15 protein-coding genes are annotated in these 15,212 nt (G+C 77.0%); 10 read left to right on the top strand and 5 right to left on the bottom strand.

The genetic code is table 11. The annotated features are described in order from the left end of the window. Together ACYVOF_RS16875 and hpt are read left to right on the top strand one after the other, a co-directional pair. Positions 1-254: TilS substrate-binding domain-containing protein (locus tag ACYVOF_RS16875; RefSeq protein ID WP_460868464.1), on the top strand; the 254-nt coding region annotated here is incomplete at its 5' end. A gap of 14 nt (positions 255-268) precedes the next feature. Then, positions 269-823 (top strand): hypoxanthine phosphoribosyltransferase, encoded by a 555-nt coding sequence (gene hpt / locus ACYVOF_RS16870; protein WP_460868462.1) that lies wholly within the window; start codon positions 269-271, stop codon positions 821-823. A gap of 51 nt (positions 824-874) precedes the next feature. On the opposite strand, the gene ACYVOF_RS16865 is transcribed toward hpt, so the two are convergent. The 3 genes from ACYVOF_RS16865 to ACYVOF_RS16855 are packed head-to-tail and all read right to left on the bottom strand — an operon-like array spanning position 875 to position 3,321. Continuing rightward, a complete protein-coding gene (locus ACYVOF_RS16865; protein ID WP_460868460.1) occupies positions 875-1,603 on the bottom strand; it encodes an enoyl-CoA hydratase in 729 nt (242 codons plus the stop codon). Positions 1,604-1,655: 52 nt separating this feature from the next. After that, a complete protein-coding gene (locus tag ACYVOF_RS16860; protein WP_460868458.1) occupies positions 1,656-2,471 on the bottom strand; it encodes an acyl-[acyl-carrier-protein] thioesterase in 816 nt (271 codons plus the stop codon). A gap of 16 nt (positions 2,472-2,487) precedes the next feature. Then, positions 2,488-3,321 carry a rhomboid-like protein gene (locus tag ACYVOF_RS16855; protein WP_460868456.1) on the bottom strand — a complete coding sequence of 278 codons (834 nt, stop codon included), beginning with the start codon at positions 3,319-3,321 and terminating at the stop codon, positions 2,488-2,490. Between the two features lie 256 nt (positions 3,322-3,577). Between ACYVOF_RS16855 and ftsH the strand changes: the two genes are divergently transcribed. From ftsH to ACYVOF_RS16820, 7 genes are read left to right on the top strand one after another with little or no spacing between them, the layout of a single operon-like run. After that, positions 3,578-6,223, top strand: coding sequence for an ATP-dependent zinc metalloprotease FtsH (gene ftsH, locus ACYVOF_RS16850; protein ID WP_460868454.1), 2,646 nt, complete (start codon positions 3,578-3,580; stop codon positions 6,221-6,223). A gap of 32 nt (positions 6,224-6,255) precedes the next feature. Beyond that, positions 6,256-6,858 carry a GTP cyclohydrolase I FolE gene (gene folE, locus ACYVOF_RS16845; protein WP_460868452.1) on the top strand — a complete coding sequence of 201 codons (603 nt, stop codon included), beginning with the start codon at positions 6,256-6,258 and terminating at the stop codon, positions 6,856-6,858. Between the two features lie 20 nt (positions 6,859-6,878). After that, positions 6,879-7,748 carry a dihydropteroate synthase gene (folP, locus tag ACYVOF_RS16840; RefSeq protein ID WP_460868451.1) on the top strand — a complete coding sequence of 290 codons (870 nt, stop codon included), beginning with the start codon at positions 6,879-6,881 and terminating at the stop codon, positions 7,746-7,748. Continuing rightward, entirely contained in the window at positions 7,730-8,167 is a 438-nt protein-coding gene (gene folB, locus ACYVOF_RS16835) for a dihydroneopterin aldolase (protein WP_460868449.1), read from the top strand. Before folP ends, folB begins: the two co-directional genes overlap by 19 nt. Continuing rightward, entirely contained in the window at positions 8,164-8,661 is a 498-nt protein-coding gene (gene folK / locus ACYVOF_RS16830; RefSeq protein WP_460868447.1) for a 2-amino-4-hydroxy-6-hydroxymethyldihydropteridine diphosphokinase, read from the top strand. Before folB ends, folK begins: the two co-directional genes overlap by 4 nt. Next, on the top strand, positions 8,658-9,116 hold the full coding sequence (locus ACYVOF_RS16825; protein ID WP_460868445.1) for a DUF3180 domain-containing protein: 459 nt from the start codon (positions 8,658-8,660) through the stop codon (positions 9,114-9,116). The genes folK and ACYVOF_RS16825 overlap by 4 nt, the downstream gene beginning before the upstream one ends. Positions 9,117-9,152: 36 nt before the next feature. Next, a complete protein-coding gene (locus ACYVOF_RS16820; RefSeq protein ID WP_460868443.1) occupies positions 9,153-10,235 on the top strand; it encodes a DUF6779 domain-containing protein in 1,083 nt (360 codons plus the stop codon). 109 nt (positions 10,236-10,344) lie between these two features. Here the strand turns inward: ACYVOF_RS16820 and ACYVOF_RS16815 are convergent, their stop codons facing one another. Then, positions 10,345-11,523, bottom strand: coding sequence for an NADH-quinone oxidoreductase subunit D-related protein (locus ACYVOF_RS16815; RefSeq protein ID WP_460868511.1), 1,179 nt, complete (start codon positions 11,521-11,523; stop codon positions 10,345-10,347). Positions 11,524-11,631: 108 nt separating this feature from the next. Between ACYVOF_RS16815 and ACYVOF_RS16810 the strand changes: the two genes are divergently transcribed. Next, the gene (locus ACYVOF_RS16810) at positions 11,632-14,253 is read left to right on the top strand and encodes a PQQ-dependent sugar dehydrogenase (protein WP_460868442.1); all 2,622 of its coding nucleotides are present in this window, start codon (positions 11,632-11,634) and stop codon (positions 14,251-14,253) included. Here ACYVOF_RS16810 and ACYVOF_RS16805 read toward each other — a convergent pair. Continuing rightward, the gene (locus ACYVOF_RS16805) at positions 14,243-15,178 is read right to left on the bottom strand and encodes an SAM-dependent methyltransferase (protein ID WP_460868440.1); all 936 of its coding nucleotides are present in this window, start codon (positions 15,176-15,178) and stop codon (positions 14,243-14,245) included. The two genes, ACYVOF_RS16810 and ACYVOF_RS16805, sit on opposite strands and share 11 nt — an antisense overlap. Positions 15,179-15,212 lie beyond the last annotated feature (34 nt).

The raw sequence follows: 15,212 nt of genomic DNA, 5'->3' as shown, positions 1-15,212 counted from the left end.
ACACCCCGCTCGACGTCGCCGGGCTCGCGGCGTACCCCGCCGCGGTGCGTCGGCGGGTGCTGCGGGGCTGGCTGGCCGGGCACGGGGTGGGCGCCCCGACCGACCAGCAGCTGCGGGCCTGCGACGCGCTGGTGGGCCGCTGGCGGGGGCAGGGCGCGGTCCGGCTGGCGGGCGGGTTGGAGGTCGCGCGCGCAGGTGGCAGGGTGCACACGGTGCCTGCCCGGGACGGGCGGGCGGCGCCGGCCCCCGACTGAGACGAGGCACAGCCGTGTACGAGGGCGACATCGCCTCGGTCCTGCTCACCGAGGACCGGATCCGGGAGCGCACCGCCGAGCTGGCGCGCGCCATCGCCGCCGAGGAGGACGCCGCCGGCACGGAGGACGACCTCATCCTGGTCGGCGTGCTCAAGGGCGCGGTCATGTTCATGACCGACCTGGCCCGCGCACTGCCCGTGCCGGTTCAGCTGGAGTTCATGGCCGTGAGCTCCTACGGCAGCGGCACGTCCAGCTCCGGGGTGGTCCGCATCCTCAAGGACCTCGACCGCGACATCGCCGGCCGCCGGGTGCTCATCGTCGAGGACATCATCGACTCCGGGCTGACGCTGTCCTGGCTTGTCAAGAACCTGACCACGCGCAGCCCCGCCTCGCTGCGGGTGGTGACCCTGCTGCGCAAGCCGGAGGCCTCGAAGATCGACGTCGACGTGGCGCACGTCGGGTTCGACATCCCGGACGAGTTCGTCGTCGGCTACGGCCTGGACTACGCCGAGCGCTACCGCGACCTGCCCTACATCGGCACCCTGGAGCCGGCCGTCTACTCCGAGTGAGCCCGTGTGTGATTACTGCACCCAGGACGCGAGGTCCCGTTCACAGGGCCCTCAGCGGCCGGTGAACCGCGCGGGCCGCTTCTCGGCCATGGCCGCCTTGCCCTCGGCGAAGTCCTCGCTCAGCCACGCCTCGCGCACGGCCTCGCCGACCCAGGCCGGCTCGAAAGGCGGCTCGAGGGCCTCGGTGAGCACCCGCTTGGAGTAGCGCAGGCTCAGCGGCGCGAGCTGAGCCACCTCGTCGGCCAGGGCCAGCGCGGCGTCGAGGTCGCCCGCCTCGTCGACGAGCCCGCACGCCAGGGCGCCCGCGAGGTCGACCCGCCGCCCCGCCAGCGTCATCAGCCGCGCCACGCTGCCCCCGGCCACCAGGGCCAGCCGGCGGATGGTCCACGCCTCGGCGGCCGCGCCGAGCTTGGCCGTGGGCAGGCCGAACACCGCGTCCGGTGCCCCCACCCGCAGGTCGCAGCACACGGCGAGCTGGGTGCCCGCGCCCAGCGCCGGGCCGTTGACCGCGGCGATCACGGGCACGGGGAAGTCGGCGACGCGGCGCAGCATGCCCACCAGCAGGGGCAGGTAGTCGTCCCCGACGAGGATGGTCAGGTCGGCCCCGGCGCAGAAGCTGCTGCCCTCGCCGGTGAGCACCACGGCCCGGGCGCCCCCCGCCTCGGCCTCGTCGAGGCCGGCCAGCAGGGCGCGGCACAGCTCGCTGGACAGGGCGTTGCGCCGCTCGGGCCGGTTCATCTCGAGCACGGCCACCGTGTCGCGCCACGTGGTGGTGATCATCGGACGGGTCCTCCAGCCGCTCGCGGGCCCGCCGCGGCGACGGGCGCGGGCATCATCCCAGGGCGGGCGCACCGGCGTCCGGCCCGGCCCCGTCCGGCCCCGTGAGCGCCCGCACCCGGGCCGCCGCCCGCACCCGGCCGTCGACGAGGAACCACAGGTGCAGCACGCCGGGCTCGCGCCGGGTCAGCACCTCCACCGCCTCGCCGCGGCCGATGGCGGCGTTGTACTCCAGGACGGCCTCGTGCTGCCCGGCCACGAGCGCCGCGTCGGCCTCGCGCAGCACCTCCTCGACGACGTGCCAGTAGGCGGCGTTGTTGACGTGGTCGAACCAGTCGAAGTCGGTGTGCCGCATCGGGAACGGCTCGCCCCGCAGCGTCCCCGGGCCGTCGGGTGCCGCCGGCGGGGCCAGCATCCGCCGCCAGCGCAGCGCGTGGTCGGCGGCGGGCAGGTGGAACCGGGCGAAGAAGTCCTCGCTCAGCGGCGCCGGCATCCCCGTGGCCGGGTCGACGTTGACCCAGAAGCCCTCGGTCTCCAGCAGCGCCCCGCCTCCGCCGTCGATCGTCACCCGCTTCGTGCACCACCGGCTGGCGTAGCCCGAGCACCACGAGCGCAGCCGGACGTCCTCGTCGAACACGGCGGGCCGCAGCACGCGGACCACGCTGCGGCGCAGCAGCCAGAACGCGTGCTCCTGGCCGAACCCGGCGTCGTTGAGGTCGTCGAAGGCGATGTCCTGCAGGAAGCGGGCGGTGCCGTCGAGCCGCAGCCGGCGGGCGGGGTCGACGTCGCTGGCGCGGACGCGGCGGTGCCGGGTGAACACCCGCCCGGCCTGCGGCAGCGGGGCGAGCACGGCCGGTGTCGGGGCGGTCACGTCCGCCGATGGTGCCTCACGCCGCGCCGGTCCTCCCGCCGCGCCCCCGGCGGCCCCGCCGCTCGAGCCGGCTGCCCAGCACCCCGCCGGCGGCGGCGACGGCGGGCACCGCCCACCACCGGGGGCTGGCCCAGCCCAGCTGGCCGGCCCCGAACACCGCGCCGACGCCCAGCAGCACCGAGCCCAGCACCCCGACGCGGGTGGCGACGACGGGCGCCGGGGCGGCGGACCTGGGGCCGGTCGCGGCCACGGCGAGGCCCAGGCCCAGCGCGAGCAGGTGCCCGACGGCGGTGAAGTCCGCCTCCTGGCGCAGCCCCTCCCCGGCCACGGCCAGCCACGCCGCGGCCCACGGCCAGCGGGCGGGGCGGGGCAGCGCGCTGGTGACGACGCCCATCGCCCCGGCCGCCGCGTAGCTGACGCCGACGTCGGTGGCTGAGCCCACGGCCGTGGGCACCAGCCCGGCCGCGACCCCCACGGCGAGCCCGCCCGCGACCGCGGCGCTGGCCCCGACGTGCCCCACGGCGAGGCCGGTGAGCAGGCGGCGCGAGCCCAGGGGCGCCTCGGTGGCGGCGAGCAGCGCGGCCAGGCCGGGCAGCCACACCGGCGCACGGCCGTGGTCGGTGACGAACGCGCTGGTCAGCAGGGTGTCGACCCGCCCGGCCCGCAGGTGGTCGAGGTTGGTGCTGACCTGCTCGGCCACCCGCTCGCGGGCGGCGGGCCCGGCCACGGCCAGGGCGGTCTCGACGACGGCGAGGGCGGTGACGTAGCCGGTGGTCACCGGCACGCGGCGCACCCCGCCGGCGGCCGCACCGAGCACCCCCCGCACGGTCGGGTCCTGCGTGCTCCGCACGGTCGCCTCCTCACCCCGGCGGGGCGCCACCGGCGGGGTGCGGGGCGTCGCCGGTGACATCACACGCCCCCCGCCGGCGGGGCGCGCGGCCGGGGCGGGAACCCTGCCCCGGCCTGCGGCGTTGGGGTGTCAGACGTGGCCCGGCTCATCCCCGAGCGACCCGCGGGCCCAGGACCCCGGGGGTAGCCTCGGGCTCTCCGGGCCACCACCCCGCACGGCACCACCGAAGGGACGAGGCCGCTCCGGCCGCAGCTGTATGAACCGCACCTCGCTGTACCGCAACCTCGGGATCGCCGCGGCGATCCTGCTGCTCTTCGTGGCCTTCAGCTACTTCAGCGACAGCACCCGGGGCTACACGACGGTCGACACGTCCACCGCCGTGGCCCAGATCGCCGACGGCAACGTCAAGGACGCCCAGATCGACGACCGGGAGCAGCAGCTGCGGCTGACGCTCAACGCGGCCGCCGACGGCACCGAGGGCGCCACCCAGGTCATCGCGAAGTACCCCACCGGCACCGCCGACCTGCTGTTCACCCAGCTGCGCGACCGGAACATCGCCTTCACCACGACCGTGACGCAGGAGAGCTTCCTCGTCTCGATCATCACGTTCATGATCCCGCTGCTGCTGGTGCTCGGGGTGCTGTTCTTCGTCATGAGCCGCATGCAGGGCGGGGGCCGCGGCGGGGTGATGAGCTTCGGCAAGTCCAAGGCCAAGCAGCTCACCAAGGACATGCCCAAGACCACCTTCGACGACGTCGCCGGCGCGGACGAGGCCGTCGAGGAGCTCTACGAGATCAAGGACTTCCTGCAGAACCCGGCCCGCTACCAGGCGCTCGGCGCCAAGATCCCCAAGGGCGTGCTGCTCTACGGCCCCCCCGGGACGGGCAAGACGCTGCTGGCGCGCGCCGTCGCGGGCGAGGCCGGGGTGCCGTTCTTCACCATCTCCGGCTCGGACTTCGTCGAGATGTTCGTCGGGGTCGGCGCCTCGCGGGTCCGTGACCTGTTCGAGCAGGCCAAGCAGAACGCGCCCTGCATCATCTTCGTCGACGAGATCGACGCCGTCGGCCGCCAGCGCGGCGCCGGCATGGGCGGCGGGCACGACGAGCGCGAGCAGACCCTCAACCAGCTGCTCGTCGAGATGGACGGCTTCGGTGCCCGCACCAACGTCATCCTCATCGCCGCGACCAACCGGCCCGACATCCTGGACCCGGCACTGCTGAGGCCCGGCCGCTTCGACCGGCAGATCCCCGTCGGCGCCCCCGACCTGGCCGGGCGCCGCTCCATCCTCAAGGTGCACTCGGCGGGCAAGCCCATCGCCGGGGACGCCGACCTGGAGGGGCTGGCCAAGCGCACCGTCGGGATGTCCGGCGCCGACCTGGCCAACGTCATCAACGAGGCCGCGCTGCTGACCGCGCGGGAGAACGGCACGGTCATCGGCGGCGCGCAGCTCGAGGAGTCCGTCGACCGCGTCATCGGCGGGCCCCGCCGCAAGTCCCGTCTGATCAGCGAGCACGAGAAGAAGATCACCGCCTACCACGAGGGCGGGCACGCCCTGGCCGCGTGGGCGATGCCGGACATCGAGCCCGTCTACAAGGTGACGATCCTGGCCCGCGGCCGCACCGGTGGGCACGCGCTGGCGGTGCCCGAGGACGACAAGGGCCTGATGACGCGCTCGGAGATGATCGCCCGGCTGGTCATGGCCATGGGTGGCCGCGCGGCCGAGGAGCTCGTCTTCCACGAGCCCACCACCGGGGCGTCCTCCGACATCGACCAGGCCACCAAGATCGCCCGCGCGATGGTGACCGAGTACGGCATGAGCTCACGGCTCGGCGCGGTCCGCTACGGCCAGGAGCAGGGCGACCCGTTCCTCGGCCGCTCGATGGGCAACCAGACCGACTACTCCCTCGAGGTGGCCCACGAGATCGACGAGGAGGTGCGCAAGCTCATCGAGGCCGCGCACACCGAGGCGTGGGACATCCTCAACACCTACCGCGACATCCTCGACAAGCTCGCCACCGAGCTCCTCGAGACGGAGACGCTGAACCGCAAGGACCTGACCCGGGTGTTCGCCGACGTCGAGAAGCGCCCCCGGATCACGGCGTTCAACGACTTCGGCGGGCGCACGCCGTCGGACAAGCCGCCGGTGAAGACCCCGGGCGAGCTGGCAATCGAGCGGGGCGAGCCGTGGCCGCCGCCGGCCCCCGAGCCGGCCCGGCACTCACCCCAGCGCCAGGAGCCGCAGCGCGAGCCCCAGCCGGTGGGCGCGCAGACCAGCTCCGGTGTCTCCGGTGGCGGGTGGGGGCCCGGCCCGCAGGGCGGTGACGGCTGGGGTCCCGGTCCGCAGGACGGTGGCCGACGGCCCTCGCCCGGCCCGGACGCGCGCCGGCCCGGTCGACCCACCCCCGGTGGGTCGCGCCCCGACTACGGTGCTCCCCCCGGGTGGTCCGCCCCCGGCTGGCCGCCGCAGGGCGCCGGCTCGGCCCCGGGCGGGTACCGCGACGGCGGGCCGCAGCAGGGTGGCTACCCGAACGGGGCACCGCAGCAGGGTCCCGGCGGCGGCTACCAGGACGGTGGCTACCAGAACGGCGGTCACCAGAACGGTGGCTACCAGGACCGTGGCTACAACGGCGGCGGCTACCACGGCGGCGGTCAGCAGGGTCCCGGCGCCGGCTACCAGAACGGTGGTCGCCAGGACGGTGGCTACCAGGACGGCGGGTACCCGGACGTCGCGCCCCCGCGGGACGGCGGGTCGCACCGCAGCGGCGAGCCCACGCGCGCCTGGGAGGCCCCGTCCGAGGGTCGCCGCCCCGGCGACGACGGTCCCGACGCCCGACGCGACGAGCGTGGTGACGGACCCGGTCAGGACCAGGCCTGGCACCCCTGGGACGATTCCCCGCGCTGACCCGCACCCTAGTACCCCGGAGGTCCCCACCCGTGTCGACGACCCTCGAGGTGACCGGCTCCCGCCCGACGTTCGACCGCGGTCGCGCGGAGGCGGCGGTGCGTGAGCTGCTGCTCGCGGTGGGGGAGGACCCCACCCGCCCGGGGCTGCTCGACACCCCGGCGCGGGTGGCGCGGGCGTACGAGGAGATGTTCGCCGGGCTGCACGTCGACCCCGACGAGGTGCTCGGGACCACCTTCGACGAGCAGCACGACGAGCTCGTGCTGGTCAAGGACATCCCGCTGTACTCGACGTGCGAGCACCACCTCGTCAGCTTCCACGGCGTCGCCCACGTCGGGTACATCCCGGGCCGCGACGGCAAGATCACGGGGCTGTCGAAGCTGGCGCGGGTGGTCGACCTCTACGCCAAGCGTCCGCAGGTGCAGGAGCGGCTGACCCGCCAGGTCGCGGACGCCCTGGTCCGCAAGCTCGACCCGCGCGGCGTCATCGTCGTCGTCGAGGCCGAGCACCTGTGCATGGCGATGCGCGGCATCCGCAAGCCCGGCGCGACCACGACGACGTCCGCGGTGCGCGGGCTGTTCAAGACCCAGGCGGCGTCCCGGGCCGAGGCATTCTCGCTCATCCGGTCGCGGTGAGCGGGACGCACCGTCCCCCCGTGGCGCTGCCCGACCCGGGCCGGTGCGTGGTGGTGGGGGTCCTCAACGTCACCCCCGACTCGTTCTCCGACGGCGGCCGCTACCTCGACGCGGACGCCGCGGTGGCCCACGGGGTGCGGCTGCACGCCGAGGGCGCGGACCTCGTCGACGTGGGCGGGGAATCCACCCGACCCGGCGCCCACCGGGTGCCCGCCGAGGAGGAGACCGCCCGCGTCGTGCCCGTGCTGCGGGAGCTGGCCGCCCGCGGGGTGCCGACGAGCATCGACACCACCCGGGCATCGGTCGCCGAGGCCGCCGTCGAGGCGGGGGCGCAGCTGGTCAACGACGTCTCCGGCGGGCTGGCCGACCCCGCCATGGCCCGCACCGTGGCCACGCTGCGGGTGCCGTGGGTGCTGATGCACTGGCGGGGGCACTCGTCCCGGATGCAGGAGAACGCGGGCTATGAGGACGTCGTCGCCGAGGTCCGCGGCGAGCTGGTGGAGCGGGTCGACGCCGCCGTGCTGGCCGGGGTGGACCCCAGCCGCATCGTGCTCGACCCCGGCCTCGGCTTCGCCAAGAACGCCGCCCACAACTGGGCGCTGCTGCGCACCCTGCGCGCGCTGACCGAGCTCGGCTTCCCGGTGCTGGTCGGCGCCTCCCGCAAGCGGTTCCTCGGTGCGCTGCTCGCCGACCACGACGGCGCCCTCCGACCGCCGGAGGGCCGGGAGACCGCGACCGCCGTGGTCTCCGCGCTGGCCGCGGTCAACGGCGCCTGGGGGGTGCGGGTGCACGACGTCGCCCGCTCGCTGGACGCCGTCGCCGTGGCCGCCGCGTGGACGTTGGGCAGCTCGCCGGCCGTCCCCGCGCCGTGGTGGGGGGCGGACTCCTGAGCGCCGCGCCGCGTCCGGGCGGGGACCGCATCGAGCTGCGCGGGCTGCGCGTGCGCGGGCACCACGGCGTGTTCGACCACGAGCGCCGCGACGGCCAGGACTTCGTCGTCGACCTCGTGGTGTGGCTGGACCTGGCGCCCGCCGCCGCGTCCGACGACCTCGCCGACACGCTGCACTACGGCGAGCTGGCCCACGCCGCCGCCGCCGTCGTCGCCGGGCCGCCGCGCGACCTCATCGAGGCCGTCGCCGGCGAGGTCGCCGACGGGGTGCTGGCCGACCCGCGCGTCACCGCCGTCGAGGTGACCCTGCACAAGCCGTCCGCCCCCATCCCGCTCGACTTCGCCGACGTGGCCGTCGTGGTCCACCGCGAGCGGGGCGGCGCGGGGACGGGCGGGGCCCGGGGTGGTGCACCGCGGTGACCCGTGCCGTGCTGTCGATCGGGTCCAACCTGGGGGACCGGGTGGGGCACCTGCAGTCCGTGCTCGACGCGCTCGGGCCGGCCGTGACGGCGGTGTCGGGGGTCCACGAGACCGCGCCGTGGGGTGGGGTCGAGCAGCAGGACTTCGCCAACGCGGTGCTCCTCGTCGACGACCCCGGCCGTGACGCCCGGGGCTGGCTCGCCGCGGGCCAGGACCTGGAGCGGGCCGCGCAGCGGGTGCGCGAGGTGCGGTGGGGCCCGCGGAGCCTCGACGTCGACGTCGTGGACTGCGAGGGCACCCGCAGCGACGACCCGGAGCTGACCCTGCCCCACCCGCGGGCGCACCTGCGGGCGTTCGTGCTCGTGCCGTGGCTGGAGGTCGACCCCGCCGCGGTGCTCGTCGGGCACGGCCCGGTGGCCGACCTGCTCGCCGGGCTCGACCCCGCCGAGCGCGCGGGGGTGCGCCCGGGCCCGGCGACGCTGGTGCGCCGGTGACCCCCACCCGTCCCCGCGACCTGGTGGGCCTCGGCCTGCTCGTCGCGGTCTGCGTGTGGCTGGTGGTCCGCAGCGTCTACGGCTCGATGCCCCCGCTGCCGCGCTACGCCGGGCTGTCGCTGGCCCTGCTCGCCCTGGTCGAGATCCAGCTGGGCCGGGTGGTGCGCGCACGCGTGCAGAGAAAAGCGGGTGCCGGGCTGCTCGACCCCCTCATGGCGGCCCGCGCCCTCGCCCTGGCCAAGGCGTCGTCGCTGGTCGGGGCCGGTCTAGCGGGGGCGTGGGCCGGGTACGGCGCGCACCTGCTCGGGGTCCGCGGCCAGCTCGCGGCCGCCGCCGACGAGACGCCGGGTGCGGCGATCGGGCTGGTGTGTGCCCTGGCCCTCGTGGGGGCCGGGCTGTTCCTCGAGCACTGCTGCCGCACCCCGGACGACCCGCCTGGCGCGCCGCCCGCCTGACCGGATCGGCGCGGCGGCACCGGTAACCTGCCGGGCATGACCAGCGCCGCACGACCCGCCGGCCCCCGGCGCGGGACGCGGGACCGGTTCCAGTACCTGGTCGGCGCGCTCGTCCTGCTCGCCGCCGCGTCCACCGTCATCGCCGTGGTGTTCTCCGACAACACCCGGTGGCTGCTGCTCGGGGTGGTCCTCGCGCTGTGGGCGGCCGTGGTCGCCTCGATCGCGATGACCCGCTCGCGCCGGGAGGCCGCGACGGCCCAGGCCCGGGCGGCGGACCTCAAGACCGTCTACGACCTCGAGCTCGAGCGCGAGGTCAGCGCCCGCCGGATGCACGAGTACCAGGTGGAGCGCACCGTCCGCGAGGAGGTGCGCGCCGAGGCATCCTCGGACATGGCCGAGCTGCGCGACGAGCTGCGCGCGCTGCGGGAGAACCTGGCGGCGCTGCTCGGGGGCGAGCTGCTGGTCGAGCGGGCGGCGCTGCGAGCGGAGTCGACCCGGCTGCGCTCGCTCAGCGACACCGCGCGGCTCGCGGCCGGTGGCGTGGGCCAGATCGAGCACCGGCGCGACGTCGAGGACGCGGTCGAGGAGGAGGCGCCCCACCCCGACGACGTGCGCGCGGCCGGCTCCACCGACGCGACGGACGTGTTCGCGCGCATCGACGACGAGCCGGCCGACGCGGAGCCGCTGGTGGCGTCCCGTGACCCGGAGCCCGAGCCGGAAGCCGTCGCCGAGCCGGAGCCCGAGCCCGAGCCCGAGCCTGAGCCGGAGCCCGTCGCCGAGCCCGAGCCGGTGGCCGAGGACCCGACGCCGCAGCCGGGTTCCGCCGTGGTCGAGACCGAGCCCGAGCCCGAGCCGGAGCCGGAGCCCGAGCCGGAGCAGCAGTCCGGCGGTCGGCGGCGCCGGCCCGAGTCCGAGGTCGACACCGAGACAGGGCCCCAGGCGGAGCCCGACACGCAGGAGACGACCTCCTCCGGGGCGGACGCCGAGCCCGGGAGCGGCGCCGAGGCCGAGGCCGAGGACGAGGGTGCCCACAGCGCCGGCCGCTCGGTCTCCGAGCTCATGGCCGCCATCGGGGTCAGCGCCGGGACCACCCCGCGCCGCCGCCGCCGCGCCGACTGACCGGCCCCCCGCACCGCGCCCGGTCGCACGACGCGGGCGGGACGCGCTCCGCAGCGCCGCCTGATCGCGCCAAGTGGGCGGGACGCGGTCTCGGGAGTGGGCCACCCACCTACTTGTCGACGTCGCCGATCACGACGGCGAACGAGGCCAGCACGCGCGGCAGCTCGGCGACCGTGCACCCCGGCAGCAGCACGGCGAGCGCCTGCACGTTGTTGAACGACGCGGTCCGCAGCTTCAGCCGCCACGGGGTGCGCTCGCCGCGGGAGACGACGTGCACCCCGGCCGTGCCCAGCGGCGCCTCCCCCCACACGAACACCGACCCCTCGCCCGGCGCGATCGTCTGCGGCAGCCGCACGTTGACCGGCCCGCCGGGCACCCGGTCCAGCGCCCGCCCGGCCAGGTCGAGCGCCAGGTCCACCTCGTCGAGCTGGCACGCCACCCGGGCCAGCGCGTCGCCCTCGGCGCGCACCACCGGCACCACGCCCAGCTCCGCGTAACCCTCCCACGGGTCGTCCCGGCGCAGGTCGAGGTCCAGCCCGCTGGCCCGCCCGGCCGGGCCCGTCACGCCCAGCGCGGCCGCGTCGGCGCGGTCGAGCACCCCGAGCCCGCGGTGGTCGTCGGCGAACCCCGGGTCGTCCACCGTCCCCGCCCGCAGCGCGTCCAGCCCGCGGCGGACGGCGTCGAGCGCGTCCCGCACCCGCGCGGTCCACCCCAGCGGCACGTCCTCGCGCAGCCCGCCGATCCGGTTGGCCACCAGGTGCACCCGCCCGCCGCACGCCTCCTCGAGCACCGCCTGCAGCCGCTCGCGCGCCGCCACCCCCGCGGCCCGGGAGTCCGGCGTGCGGGCCAGCGCGGTGGTGAAGCCGAGGTGCGCCACCGCGCGGCTCAGCTCGGCCAGCACCACCCGCAGCGCCACGGCCCGCGGCGGCGGCCGCAGCCCCGTCATCTCCTCGACCGCCCCCGCGACCAGCAGCTCGTTGGCGAACGCCGCCCACCAGTCGTGCCGGTTGGCCAGCGCCATCACCTGGCGGTAGTCCCGCACCTCGAACAGCTTCTCCGCACCCCGGTGCAGGTGGCCCACCAGCGGCACCGCCTCCTGCACCACCGCGGCCGGCCCGTCGCCGGCGACGCGCAGCCGCAGCCGCAGCGCCCCGTGCGCCCCGGGGTGCAGCGGGCCGAGGTCCACCACCTCGTCGACGCCCAGGTGCCGGGTGACGTCGCCGACCCCGACAGTGCGCGTCCGGACGGGGACGGCCGCCACCCCGCCGCCGTCGTCACCCACGGTCATCGCCACCCGCCATTTGTGCCATTTCATCCACCCGAACGGGTCGAGCGGCCCTACCCTCGCCGCACCTCGTCCTGGGAGCTGCCGATGCGCACCGTAGCCCGGCCGGCCGTGGCCGCCACCGTCCTCGCCCTGCTGCTCGCCGTCGCCCCGGCGGTGGTGCCGCGGCTCGCCCCGGTGGCCGGGGCCGCGCCCGCGCTGCCCGCCGGCTTCCGGCTCACCACGACCCCCACCGGGCAGGCCCCCTACACGCTGACCGACGCGACGTACCTGGCCGACGGCAGCGCACTGACCGCGGGCAAGGACGGCACGGTGACGCACGTGCCCGTCGCGGGAACGCCGCGGGTGCTGGCCGGGCGGGTGCCCGTGGTCGACGCCGGGGACCTCGGCCTCACCAGCCTGGTCGCCGAGCCCGCCGCCCCGGGCAGCCCCACCACGACGGTGGTGACGACGCGCTCGGCCGCGCGCCCCGGCGGCACCGACCTGCTGCTGTCGCGGTGGACGCTGGCCGGGGGCGCCGCGCCGACCGCGCTGGTCGACGAGCAGGTGCTCCTGCGCATCCCGTCGACCCAGGACGTCCACGGCCTGGCGGGCCTGGTCGTCGCCCCGGACGGGACGCTGTGGGCCGCGATGGGCGACTCGTCGCCGTTCACCCGGCGCACCGACCTGCAGCTGCGCGCGCAGGACCCGGCCACCCCCTACGGCAAGCTGCTGCACCTGACCCGTGACGGGGCCGGGGTGCCCACCAACCCCGGGTACGACCCGGCCGCGCCGTCGTCGTGGGCCAGCCGCACCTACGCCCTGGGGTTCCGCAGCCCCTTCCGGGTGACGCTGGACCCGTCCTCCGGGGCGCCGGTGGTCGGGGACGTCGGGCAGAACCTGCGCGAGGAGGTCGACGTCGTGCGGCCGGGCGGCAACTACGGCTGGCCGTGCCGCGAGGGCGACATCGCGACCCCCGAGTACGCCGGCGACGCCCGGTGCGCGACCGGGTTCGACGAGCCGGCCCTGGCCTACCCGCACACCGCCGGCTCCTCGGTCACCGGCGGGGTGTTCTACCAGGGCTCGGCCTACCCGCAGGCCTACCGCGGGGCCTACGTCTTCGGCGACTACGCCGACCAGGTGGTGTGGACCGCCCGGTTCGACGCCGCCGGCGCGCTGGTGCGCGACCGGGAGCCGGCCGGCTTCGCCACCGGCGTCGGCGGGCCCGTCCGCTTCCTCGTCGGACCGGGGGGCGACGTGGTGTGGGCCGACCTCGACGCCGGGACGCTGGTCCGGCTGTCCTACGTGCCCGGCAACCGCCCGCCCACCGCGGTCGCGACCGTGACGACCGACCCGGCCACCCGCACCGCCGGCTTCGACGCGACCGGGTCGAGCGACCTCGACGGGGACGCGCTGACCTACCGCTGGGACTTCGGTGACGGCACCACCGGCAGCGGCCCGACGCCGTCGCACACCTACCCGGACGCCGCGGTGAGGACCGCGACCCTCACCGCCACCGACCCGCTCGGGGCGACGGGCACCACCGAGGTCACCGTGGCCCCGGCGGACCACGCCCCGGCGCTGCAGGTCCTCGGGTACGCCCCCGGCCGCACGGTCATGGTGGGGGAGCGCGTCGAGCTGAGCGCCACGGCCACCGACGTGGAGGACGGCCCGCTCGACGGTGCCGTCCGGTGGACCACCCAGCTGCGGCACTGCCCGACCGCGGGCAGCTGCCACGCCCACCCCGGGGAGTCCGGCGCGGGGCCGTCGTTCGGCGTGACGGTCGACGACCACGGCGACGCCACCGTCCTCGTCGTCACCGCGACCGTCACCGACTCAGCCGGGGTGAGCACGCGGCGCGAGGTCGAGGCCACCCCCCGGCTGCGCACCCTCTCGGTCACCCCCACCCGGCCCGCCGCCATGACCATCGGAGGCGCGCCCGCCACCAGCGCCCGCGTCGTCGTCGGGTCCCGCACCTCGGTGGGGGCGGCGCCGCTCGACGCCGCCGGCACCGCCCCCTTCACCGGGTGGTCGGACGGCGGGGCCCGCGAGCACGAGGTGACCGTGCCCGACGCCGATCTCGCGCTGACCGCCACCTACACCCCCGCCGCACCGGCCGGGGGTGCCATCGCGGCCCGCTACGCCGCCGACCCGGCCCTGCGCGCCCGGCTCGGCGCCCCGGTGGGCCCGGAGACCGGGGACGACGCGCTGCGCGAGCAGGTCTTCCAGCGGGGCCGGCTCGTCGCCACCCCCACCACGGGCGCGGTCCTGCTCGACGGCCCGCTGCTGGCCGAGTTCCTGCGCCTCGGCGGCACCGCCGTGCTGGGGGCACCCGCCCGGGACGCCGTCGCGGTGCCCGGCGGCACCAGCCAGGACCTGCTCGACGGGGCGGCGCTGGTGACGAGCCCGCTGTTCGGCACCCACCTGCTGCCGGCCCCGGTGGCGCAGCGGCTCCGCGAGGCGGGCGGCACCGGGGCACTCGGCGTCCCCTTCGTCGTGCGGACGGCCCCCGACGGCGGCACCGGGGTGTGGTTCACCTCGCTGGCCGGCATCTACGCGGGCCCCGGCGCGGACGCGCACCTGCTGCCGCTGCCGTTCCTGCTGCCCTACGTGCTCAGCGGTGCGCAGGACGGCCCGCTCGGCTACCCCACCTCCGAGGTGGTGACCGGGGACGGCCCGGCCCGTATGACGTTCGAGCGGGGCGCGCTGGTGGCCGACGGGTTCCTCGGCCTGGGCCGGGTGGTCACCGGCTGAGCGGGTCCGCGACGCCGACGGCCCGGCTCAGCCAGCCGAACCCGCCCAGCCCGGCCGGGTCCGTCAGCTCGGCCACCCGTCCCGCCCGGGCCGCGGCCCGCAGCCAGTCCTGCGAGCCGTCGCCGCCCGCCCGCAGCCCCAGCGCCGCGAGCGCGTCGGCCTGGGTCCGCAGCCGCCCGGGCAGCGACGGCCAGTGCACGTGCGCGGTCAGGTCGGTGCGGCCGTCGGGCACCGGGGCCACCACCCGGCCGTCCCGGAACCCGGTCAGCGTCGGCACCGGACCCGCGGCCGGCTGGCCGTAGTCCACCGCCAGCGCCAGCCCGGCCACCACCGCGGCCCGCACCGCCGCCCACCCCCGGTCCCGGCGCAGCCCCACCTCGGCGCGCCCGCCCGGGCCCAGCGGCCACCAGCGGCGCAGCCACGCCGCCGCCGCACCTCCCACCGCCGGGCCCAGCCGCTCCCGGCCTTCGCGGCGCACCTGCACCCGCCGCACCACCCGGCCGTCGTGCTCCACCACCGGGCAGGCCAGGGCGTCCAGCCACTCGTGGGCGACGACGAGACCCACCACCCGGTCCGGCAGCCCCGCCGCCCACGGCAGGGCCCAGCCGGGTGGGGCGGCGCGCAGGTCCACCGCCACCGGGGCCAGCCGGGCCCGCAGGGGCAGCGGGCACGCGTCGACCAGACGCGCGAGCAGCTCGCCGCCGCCCGCCCCGAGGTCAACCACGTCGAGCCGAGCGGGGTGGCCCAGCCCGGTGTCCAGCCGGGCCAACAGCTCGGCCAGGGCCTCGGCGAGCTCCGGGCCCACGTGGACCGAGGTGCGGAAGTGCGCCGCCGCCGGGCCCGCGGTGTGGACGAACCCGCCGGGGCCGTGCAGCGCCGCGTCCCACGCGTCCTCCCAGTCCCGCCACCGTGCGTCCTGCGCCACCCCGTCCCCCCCAGCCCAGCCCCGCCTCGCCCCG

The sequence above is a fragment of the Rhodococcus aerolatus genome, assembly GCF_054783215.1.
This window is presented reverse-complemented; position numbering and strand designations above follow the sequence as displayed.